Consider the following 9,665-nt stretch of genomic DNA (forward strand, 5'->3'; position numbering starts at 1 on the left):
TGAGAACGGCGGTGCAAAATTAGACCACGGTAGCGCCGTCGTATTGGCGGTGCGGGCGGCGTAAAAGTCGTCCACTTTTTCCCTTCTTGCGGCAGCAGGGAGGGCGAGGAGATTTACACCGTGGAACTTTATCTGAAGGTCAGGCTGGCGCGCAGCGAGGGGATGAGCCAGCGGGATCTGGCGCGCCATTTCAACATATCGCGCGACAGCGTTCGCAAGATGTTGGCGTTCTCATCGCCGCCGGGATACCGGCGCACGAAGGAGATCAAGCGTCCCAAGCTTGATGGGTTCAGCGAGATCATCGACGGCTGGCTTGAAGAGGACAAGAAGTTGCCTCGCAAGCAGCGCCACACAGCGAAGCGGATCCACGAGCGGCTCAAGGCGGAACACGAGTTCACCGGCGGCTATACGATTATCAAGGACTACGTTCGGCAGCGTGAACGACGCACCCGTGAGATGTTCGTGCCGCTGGCGCATCCGCCGGGCCATGCGCAAGCCGATTTTGGCGAAGCGTTGGTTGTGATCGGGGGTGTCGAACAAAAGGCCCACTTCTTCGTCCTGGATTTGCCGCACAGCGATGCCTACTTCGTGCGGGCCTATCCGGCGGCGACGGCGGAGGCCTGGATGGACGGGCATGTGCATGCCTTTGCCTTCTTTGGCGGGGTGCCTCTGTCGGTTCTCTATGACAACGACCGTTGCCTGGTCTCGAAGATCCAGCCGGATGGGACACGGGTCCGCGCGACGCAGTTCAGCGGATTGCTGTCGCACTACCTGTTCCGAGACCGCTACGGGCGGCCGGGCAAAGGGAATGACAAGGGCAATGTCGAGGGGATGGTGGGCTACGTGCGCCGCAACCACATGGTGCCGATCCCCCACTTCCCGGATTGGGAGAGCTTCAACGCCTACCTTGAAGAGCAGTGCCGTGCCCGTCAGGGCGACACCTTGCGTGGGCACACGGAGATGATCGGCGCGCGCCTGCAGCGGGATCTGGCCGAGATGCGCCCCTTGCCAGCCGCCCCCTTTGAGGCCTGCGCACAGGCCAGCGGCCGGGTGAGCTCCCAGTCTTTGGTCCGCTACAACACCAACGATTACTCGGTCCCCGTGGCCTATGGCCATCAGGATGTGTGGGTGCGGGCCTATGTCGATCAGGTGGTGATTGGCTGCCGTGGGGACGTGATCGCACGCCATCCGCGGTGCTACGCGCGCGAGGACATGGTGTTCGATCCGATCCACTACCTCCCGCTGATCGAACGCAAGATCAATGCTTTGGATCAGGCTGCGCCCCTTGCGGAGTGGGACTTGCCAAAAGAGTTCGACACGCTGCGCCGCCTGATGGAAGCGCGCATGCTGAAGATAGGGCGCCGCGAGTATGTCCAGGTGCTGCGTCTTCTGGAGACCTTCGGCATGGAGGAGCTACACGCCGCCGTAAAGCAGGCCCTGAAGATGGGCGCGGTCGGCTTTGATGCTGTGAAGCATCTGGTTCTGTGTCAGGTCGAGAAGCGGCCACCACGGCTCGACCTCGACGTGTACCCCTACCTGCCACGGGCGCGGGTCGAGACGACCTCAGCGGCCAGCTACATGTCCCTGATGTCGGAGGCTGCGGAATGACCCATGCCCCCGAAATCCTGCTGGAGCATCACCTCAAGAGGCTGAAGCTTCCGACATTCCTGCGTGAGTATCAGAAGGTGGCGCGCCAATGCGCCGCCGAGGGCTTGGACCATGTCCAGTTCCTGACGCGCCTGGTCGAACTGGAGCTGATCGATCGCGAGCGACGGATGGTCGAGCGCCGCATCAAGGCGGCCAAGTTCCCGGCCACCAAAAGCCTCGACAGCTTCGACTTCAAGGCAATCCCCAAGCTCAACAAGATGCAGGTGCTGGAACTGGCGCGCTGCGACTGGATCGAACGGCGCGAGAACGTGATCGCCCTCGGCCCAAGCGGCACCGGCAAAACCCACGTCGCCCTCGGCCTGGGGCTCGCTGCTTGCCAGAAAGGGATGACGGTCAGCTTCACCACCGCCGCGGCCTTGGTCAACGAACTGATGGAGGCGCGCGACGAGCGTCGCCTGCTGCGGGTCCAAAAACAGATGGCCAACGCCAAGCTGCTGATCATCGACGAATTGGGCTTCGTCCCTCTCTCCAAAACCGGGGCCGAGCTGCTCTTTGAATTGATCTCGCAGCGCTACGAGCGCGGGGCTACGCTGATCACGAGCAACTTGCCCTTCGATGAATGGACGGAGACCTTCGGAACCGAGCGCCTGACCGGGGCGCTCCTCGACCGGCTGACCCACCACGTCAACATCCTCGAGATGAACGGCGAAAGTTATCGCCTGGCCCAAAGCCAGGCGCGAAAAGCCACCAAAACCTCCTGACCGACAATCCATGACTTGGCCCTCACGGGCCAAGGCGGCCAGTCAACCGCCAGCTATTTGGGGAGCGCGGTCGACTGGCCGCCAGCGCTCTATGCGCCCTTCACGCCCAACCCCAAAGTGGCCTACTTTTGCGCCGCCCTTTGGTCGGGTTTTACTCCGCCGTTGACATATCCGCCATCCCGGAGTTCACGTCCTCGCACGAGGGCGCGGCGCATTTCGTCTTTCATGGCCCGGCTGGGGCTCTGCCAGGCTTCGGTGGCGCGATCCTCGCCATAGATGATGGCAGCGGTTTCAAAATAAGTTAGACCGGTCTCATGCGCATCGAGCGCAATGAGCGCATTGCGAAACGCAAGCGATGAGCGTGTCCAGGTGTCGTTGAAACTCGGATCGTCCTTGCCAAGAATACGCTGAGCCTTGCCGATGACTTTAAGTGTTTCGTCCATGCTCGACACATTATCGATGATCAGTTTCATGCGGACGGGTTCGACGCTGAGTAGTGACAGACCAGAACAAGCGACTTGGATGCTGTGGCCGTGCCCACGGATCATCAGGTATTCCCGGCCGACGCGATCTGTGAGGTGGGTGACTTCACACACATTGATGGTCTGATCGAAAATATCGTCGCGCTCGCTCGGATGACGCGGTACGACCTGCATGGTCAGGGCGCGAGCATAGAGGGCAGGGATCCAGAAGACGTCGGCCTCGTAGCCATTCGCGTCTATGTCGGGAAAAAAAACCAAGCCGAATTTCTCAGCGTCGATCTGGTCGCATAGCGGCCGGAGCAGCCGGATGCCGTGACAGGCTGGCTTTTCAGATATCTGTGAGTCGCCAGCCCGCAGGGCGGCTTGCCTGAATTCGCTATTTCGCCGAAGAAATTCCCAAGCCCAGCGACTTCTGGAGAGTCGGCAAGTATAGGCGTAGTCATCCAGATCAATACGGACCGAGGGTGTGTCGGCGGGACTCATCAGGTGCCTCCTTCACAAGCGGGTGCTGCAAAAGAGGTGCCAAAATTCTACTTCAGGCTAAAAGAAGCGCGTTTTCGACGGGTCCGAGAAGCGTTGCATAACCGCCGTCCCGCAGGTCACGGCCGCGGGCAAGGGCACGTCTCATCTCGTCTTTCATCGCTCGGCTTGGGCTGTGCCAAGCTTCGCGGGCCCGTTCTTCGCCATATATAAACCGCGCCGTCTCAAAATATGAGAGTTGGGCATCATGACAATCGAGTGCGACCAGTGCATTGCGAAGGGCCAAGGAATGGCGAGTCCATTCCGGGATATCCGCCTCTGCTTGCGGGTCATAGACACGCTGGGCGCGCTGGAGCGTTTTCAGCTTGGCCTGGAATTCGTCGAGACTGTCGATGATGAAGCTAAGCTTGACAGGTTCGCGGGCGAGAAGTGACATGCCCGTGCAGAACACCTGAATGACGCAGCCATTTCCCTTGAGAAGAAATTGTTCGCGGCCGGCGAGGTCGGTGAAGTGCGTTATCCTGCAGATGCCAACAGTGCGATCATAGAATTCACAGGATTCATTAGGACCACTCGGAGAAACTTGCATGTGAACCCGCCTCGGATAGAGACCTCCCGACCAGAACGCGTCGGCTTCAAGGCCGCTATCCTCTGGATCCGGGAAGAAGGCGAGCCCCCATCGCTCAGCAAGCGCCTGAGGGGCTCTAGGGCGCACGAGGGTGATCTGATGGCAGGCGGGAGCGAAACTAAGCTCACTCGCGGAAGGAAGCGACGAGTCCTCAAGAAACCGGCGGTTTCGGCGCAGGAACTCCCAGGCCCATCTGCTGTCTGACAACAACCATGTGTAGTCATAAGCACTTATATGATCTGCCAGCCGGGACATTTGTCCTCGTTTCCCAAGAGAGATTCAACTCAACAGGGAAAGCAAATTCAATGCCGGAATAGAAAGTTGATCGAGTAAATATTTGTTACGGTAACGCTTGGGAACCCATCATGCGAGGCCCAGTGACGCTGCGCGCGCACCATTTTGAGAATTTTACGCACTTGTTTCATTCCGGGTTTGGGGCATCATCCTGACTGATGCTTATCAGCATGCGCATCGCGCAGAATATCGATTCCACCATATACCGCAATCGCCGCGACTCCCAATCCGACAAGCAGATCTGGCCAGTTGGACCCAGTCCACAGTACGATTACGCCCGCGAGAATGATCCCCCCATTCGAGATGAAGTCATTGAAACTAAATGTTGTAGCGGCTCGCAGGTTTACATCCTTCTTTTCTATTTTTTTCAAAAGCCAGAGACAGATCAGATTTACAACACCTGCAATCGCGGCCATTGCCAGCATGATGAGACCGAGGGGTTCAGATCCTTCAAAGTATCGACGGATTGCGTCGCCGGCGACGCCGACGGCAAATACAAGAAGCATTCCACCTGACAGTCGAGCGGCGTTGCGTTTCCAGATCTGCGAACGTGTAAGTGCAAGCAGGCTCAAGCCATACACAATCGCGTCCGAGGAATTATCCAGCCCGTTCGCCAGGAGGGCATTGGAGTCGCCGAACCAGCCTGTGACAAAAAAGCCAATGGCTATGAGTATGTTTAGCCATAGTACGATTTGAAGAGTTCGGCGCTCGTCTGACGTCTCGATTTTCAAGTCTTCGCTACCCATCCTATGATTTTACCATGCGTTGTCGGTGAGGGGAGATGCACCGTAAGAATTTTATCGAAGCGTCTCCGTTAGAAAGCTTTGTATTGCGAGCGTATTGAGGATAGCTGGAGTAGCGGTAGGGCCCTGTGGTGGCAAGTGTGCCCTTGGCTCCTGGTGTCTCGTCGAAACCGAACCGGAAATCTGCGCGCCAAACCACCATATTCGCGATGATGAGAGGGGCAAACCCGAGGCCGAATATCGCCCAGCAGGGTACGGGAGCGGTTGCCCTACCTGAAGCCCCAATCGACAGCGCCGCTCCGAAATTCGTGATCGTACCCTTCCAGATGATTGGTGCCACGAAACGCGAATAACGCTGCGGGAGCCAAATTCTCTGCGCGGGGAAGGCTGCAGACCAAATAGGAATCACAGCAACTGCGCCACCTGTGGCAATGCCGAGTATCTGGATTGTCGTATCACCACTCATGTTGCCTCCTGCGCTTGTGTTTTCAGCCGTCAGGGTTATTTCCTGCAGTCTACAGTAACTAGAGGGGCAAGGGGCGCTATCATGGCCTTGATGACGATCGGAAAACTGTCAGGGGCGACGGCCGTAAAAGTCACGACAATCCGCTATTATGAATCCATTGGCCTGCTCGACGAGCCGCAACGCAGCGCAAGCGGACAGCGGTTGTACGCAGGGGCCTCTGTAGAGCGTCTCCGTTTTATACGTCATGCAAGGGATCTGGGGTTTCCCGTCTCAGCGGTAAGGGAACTGATTTCGCTGCAGGTAGAGCCAGGCAGGGAGTGCGTCCTGGTTGACCAGATTGCACGTCGCCAGCTTGACGAGGTTCGCCGCAGGCTGACCCAATTGCAGGCGCTCGAGGCCGAGCTCAAGCGCATGATCCGCGCCTGCGAAGGCGGCAAGATCGGGACCTGCTCTGTACTCGCTGCCCTTGGCCAGCACGAGAATTGCTTGCACGAACAGCATGATGGCGCCGAGGTGCTTGCAGGGCTTCCGTCAAAAGGCGCTTGACCCTCCAGTGACTGGAGGTGCTAAAAAGAGAGTGAGCCTGTTTACCCGATCATAAAAGAAAGTAGCTAGCCCAGCAATCATGTTTCCGTTCCAAGTCATAACGTGTTTACGAAGGTTGCTCGTCATGGTGATGGCGATAGCTTTTGTTATTGCGCCGATGACGGCTGCGGCGGATATCATGCATCCGGGCGATCAGGCCGCAGAGGAATGTTCTACGAGTGAGCTGGCCCAAGATGCCCCTGATAAGGAGCCATCGCATGAAGGTCATGACCATACCGCGCATCAGTGCGGAAGCTGTCATTTCCATCTGATAGGCGGCGGCGATCTAAGCGGCGCTCCGAAGTCTGTCGTGCAGACAAAACATTTGTTGCCTGGCGGTTCTTTTCTCGAGAACCTCCGCCCAGACGGTCTTTACCGTCCTCCTCGCGCCTAGACCAACGACACAGGAATATTTTGCGTGGCTACGGCCTCGCTGTCGTTGAATCTGGACGAGGAAACCAGCAAAAATGAAAATTCTTATATGCAGCGCGATCACCGCGCTCGCCCTGCCGGTCATGGCCGGTACGGCCTATGCGCAAGGGTGTAGTTCTGTCTATGTCGGCGCGACTGACTATGATCAATCCCGACCACTGACGCTCGACGCGGCTATTGCTCGCGCCGCCAATGCTTCGCCTGAAGTTCTGACGGCGGCTCTCGAGGCGAAAGCTTCATCGGCCGACGCCGATCAGGCGAGCCGTTGGCTTAATCCATCTCTGTCTGTCGAAACCGAGAACTTTGCCGGCAGCGGATCGCTTGAAGGCTTCAATGCCTACGAGACGACCCTGGTAGTGGCGCAGACCTTACAGCTTGGCGATAAACGAAGACTTTCCGAGCGGGCCGCCAGAGCTGAAGCCGCATTGGCGAGTGCCGAATGTTCTGTACGAAGCCTGGAAGCTCAGAAACTCGCAGGGGAACTCTATCTGGAACTTCGTGCCGCTTACGACATGGCCGAGGTCGCTCAGGCCTCAGCCGATCTCGCATCCGAGTTCTCTGGCGTCGTCCAGCGTCGCGTGGACGCTGGAGCGTCGGCTCCGCCTGAGTTGCTGCGCGCGCGGGCTGAAGCAGCAGCGCTTCAGGCGGTTGCGGATGGTGCGCGGGGCCAGGTCGAAGCCAAAGGGCTAGCGCTTGCGTCCGTTTGGGGTAGTCCAGAGATCGACTTTGTCTTGTCTGGCACTGCGGAAATCGTAACAGATCCGGCGGGTGGGTCGGCTCAACCAGATTCTGGCGTTCATCCGTCACTTGCGGCGGCTAAGGCCGGAGCGACGGCTCGTAGCGCGGCGACGGACCGGGCCCGCGCCGGCGCATGGCCTGATATAACCGTATCGGCTGGTGTCCGAAGATTTGAGGACACGGGCGATAGCGCGTTTCTGGCGGGTGTCAGTGTTCCTTTGCCGGTCTTTGACCACAATCAGGACGCAACGCGGGCGGCGGGATTACGTACCCAGAGTGCCGAGCTATCAGCACAGACTGTTGAGGCAAGGTTGCGGGCCGAGCAAGCGAGCCTCGCCGCGCAGGTGCGGGCTGCGAAGTCTCGCTTGCAGCGTCTCGAGGGCGAAGCGCTGCCGCTCGCAGAAGAAGCCTATACAGCTGCGGCAGAGGGCTACCGGGTTGGCAAGTTCGACCTGACCGCCACGCTCGACGCGCGGCGCAGTCTGATTGAAACCCGCGCCGCCGTAATCGATGCCCGGCTGGCGCTCCAGACATACACGCTGCGGTTGCGTGCGCTGATTGGCGCCGCGCCGTTCGAAGGAGAGATCCAATGAAACTGAATTTATTCTATGCGGCGCTGCTTTCGCCAGCGCTTTTGTATCTTAGTGCTTGCGGCAATGACGCCTCCGATTCGTCTGGTGCAAACCGGACGCCCCCACAAGCCGAAGATGGCCATGACGACCACGAAGACGGTAGTGATGAGGAGCATGAAAGCCATGATGATGCCGATGGCGGCGATCATGTCGAGCTGACCGCCGAAGAGGCGGAAGCTGCCGGTATCCGGACCGGGCGAGCCCAGACCGGAGCGGTTTCGGGCCAGCTGGAACTGCCGGCCGAGATCCGTTTCGATGCGGACCGTGTCGCAAGGGTCTCGCCACAGGTCGAGGGCACCGTTGCCCAACTTTATGCAGGCGAAGGCGATATCGTGAAAGCCGGCGCCACGCTTGCCCGGCTGACCAGTCGTGAACTCGCCGGCCTAAAGGCCGATTATCTGAATGCCCTGAGCGCCGAGCGCCTCGCGCAAGCCGAGCTTGAGCGTGAGGAAAACCTCTGGGAGCAGAAAATCACCGCCGAGGCCGATCTGCAGTCGGCGCGTGCGGCATTCGCCGCAGCCAATGCCGGCCGGGAAGCTGCTGAAAACAGGCTTCATGCGATCGGCATTGGTCATGGCACACTGGACAAGCTTAATGAGGCTGCGGACGGGTCGCTTGCACAAGCCTATGTGACGGCTCCCCTTGCCGGAGAGGTGATTCAGCGGAGCGTTTCTCTTGGAGAAACCGTATCGGCTGGCGGCGCGCCCATCTTTGTCATCATCGATGATAGCGTCGTCTGGGCCGACATCGCCGTCTACAAGGAAGATCTCGGCAAGGTCAGCGAAGGCCAGACCGTGACCTTCCAGCAGGAAGATGGCCGCGTCCTGGCCGAAGGGACAATTTCAAATGTCCTGCCTGTCATCAATGAGGCATCCCGCACCGCGACCGCGCGGGTCATTGTCGACAATGCCGAACACAGGCTGAAGCCCGGTCAGTTCGTAACGGCGCGGATCGACACGGGAGAGGGGCGCCCCGTCGTGCGCGTTCCCTCCGATGCGATTGTCAGTGTTGAAGACAGGATGTCGGTCTTCGTCCCGACGGATGACGGGTTCGAACCGCGCGAGGTCCGGACAGGAGAGAGTGCAGGCAGCTATACCGAGATCATTTCCGGGCTCGAGGCCGACGAAGCATTCGTTGCCGAGGGCGCCTTCACCCTGAAAGCGCAGCTTGAAAAAGACGCTTTCGGCGACGGCCACGCACACTAGGAGACCCGCAAAATGATCAATTTGATGCACCGCCTTGCGGGTGGCCGGCTGCTTGCCGCCATTGCCGCACTCGCCCTGTCCATCGGCGGCCTGTTTGCCTTTCGCAGCCTTCCCGTCGATGCCTTTCCCGATCCCTCGCCCTCGCTGGTCCAGGTCTTCACGGAGACTGAAGGCCTGTCACCCGAAGAGGTCGAGCGCTATGTCACCTATCCGATCGAAACGGCCATGTCCGGCCTGCCCAAGGTTGAGGAGATCCGCTCGACGTCCAATTTCGGCCTGTCCGTCATCAATATCTATTTCGAGGACGGCACGGACGTCTATTTCGCGCGCCAGGTTGTCGGCGAACGTCTTGGCGAGGCGGGCGAGGCCATCCCCGAAGGCTTCGGCACGCCGAAGATGGGACCGATTTCGACCGGCCTTGGCATTATCATGTACTACCGTCTCGTCGATGAAACCGGCGAGCGGTCGCTTGTCGAGTTGCGCGAGATCGCTGACTGGATGATCAAGTATCCGCTCCAGTCCGTTGAAGGCGTGACCGAAGTCCTGTCGCTCGGCGGCTTTGAAAAGCAATATCAGGTCCGGCTCGATCCAGACCAACTGACGTCCTATGA

10 protein-coding genes are annotated in these 9,665 nt (G+C 59.1%); 7 read left to right on the forward strand and 3 right to left on the reverse strand.

Going from position 1 to position 9,665, the window contains the following annotated elements:
* Nucleotides 1-120 precede the first annotated feature (120 nt).
* A complete protein-coding gene (gene istA, locus B8784_RS16665) occupies nucleotides 121-1,608 on the forward strand; it encodes an IS21 family transposase (RefSeq protein WP_169712612.1) in 1,488 nt (495 codons plus the stop codon).
* Nucleotides 1,605-2,369: an IS21-like element helper ATPase IstB gene (gene istB, locus B8784_RS16670; RefSeq protein ID WP_084396756.1), complete on the forward strand. Its 765-nt coding sequence runs from the start codon at nucleotides 1,605-1,607 to the stop codon at nucleotides 2,367-2,369. Before istA ends, istB begins: the two co-directional genes overlap by 4 nt.
* Before the next feature lie 122 nt (nucleotides 2,370-2,491).
* On the opposite strand, the gene B8784_RS16675 is transcribed toward istB, so the two are convergent.
* The 3 genes from B8784_RS16675 to B8784_RS16685 all read right to left on the reverse strand — a co-directional run bounded on the left by B8784_RS16675 (nucleotide 2,492) and on the right by B8784_RS16685 (nucleotide 4,999).
* A complete protein-coding gene (locus tag B8784_RS16675) occupies nucleotides 2,492-3,334 on the reverse strand; it encodes a DNA -binding domain-containing protein (protein ID WP_084399034.1) in 843 nt (280 codons plus the stop codon).
* A gap of 52 nt (nucleotides 3,335-3,386) precedes the next feature.
* Nucleotides 3,387-4,214: a DNA -binding domain-containing protein gene (locus B8784_RS16680; RefSeq protein ID WP_084399035.1), complete on the reverse strand. Its 828-nt coding sequence runs from the start codon at nucleotides 4,212-4,214 to the stop codon at nucleotides 3,387-3,389.
* Between the two features lie 185 nt (nucleotides 4,215-4,399).
* A complete protein-coding gene (locus tag B8784_RS16685) occupies nucleotides 4,400-4,999 on the reverse strand; it encodes a cation transporter (RefSeq protein WP_013301506.1) in 600 nt (199 codons plus the stop codon).
* Between the two features lie 544 nt (nucleotides 5,000-5,543).
* Between B8784_RS16685 and B8784_RS16690 the strand changes: the two genes are divergently transcribed.
* The 5 genes from B8784_RS16690 to B8784_RS16705 form a co-directional block, all read left to right on the forward strand.
* Complete coding sequence (locus tag B8784_RS16690; RefSeq protein WP_084399036.1) at nucleotides 5,544-6,008, forward strand: MerR family transcriptional regulator; 465 nt, start codon at nucleotides 5,544-5,546, stop codon at nucleotides 6,006-6,008.
* Between the two features lie 124 nt (nucleotides 6,009-6,132).
* Nucleotides 6,133-6,441: a DUF2946 family protein gene (locus B8784_RS21410; protein ID WP_034813617.1), complete on the forward strand. Its 309-nt coding sequence runs from the start codon at nucleotides 6,133-6,135 to the stop codon at nucleotides 6,439-6,441.
* Between the two features lie 73 nt (nucleotides 6,442-6,514).
* Nucleotides 6,515-7,810 (forward strand): TolC family protein, encoded by a 1,296-nt coding sequence (locus B8784_RS16695; protein WP_084399037.1) that lies wholly within the window; start codon nucleotides 6,515-6,517, stop codon nucleotides 7,808-7,810.
* The gene (locus tag B8784_RS16700) at nucleotides 7,807-9,054 is read left to right on the forward strand and encodes an efflux RND transporter periplasmic adaptor subunit (protein WP_084399038.1); all 1,248 of its coding nucleotides are present in this window, start codon (nucleotides 7,807-7,809) and stop codon (nucleotides 9,052-9,054) included. The genes B8784_RS16695 and B8784_RS16700 overlap by 4 nt, the downstream gene beginning before the upstream one ends.
* 12 nt (nucleotides 9,055-9,066) lie before the next feature.
* The coding region (locus B8784_RS16705) for an efflux RND transporter permease subunit (RefSeq protein ID WP_143435589.1) at nucleotides 9,067-9,665 on the forward strand (599 nt) is incomplete at its 3' end.

This window comes from Henriciella aquimarina (genome assembly GCF_002088975.1).
In the GTDB taxonomy this organism is placed as follows: domain Bacteria; phylum Pseudomonadota; class Alphaproteobacteria; order Caulobacterales; family Hyphomonadaceae; genus Henriciella; species Henriciella aquimarina.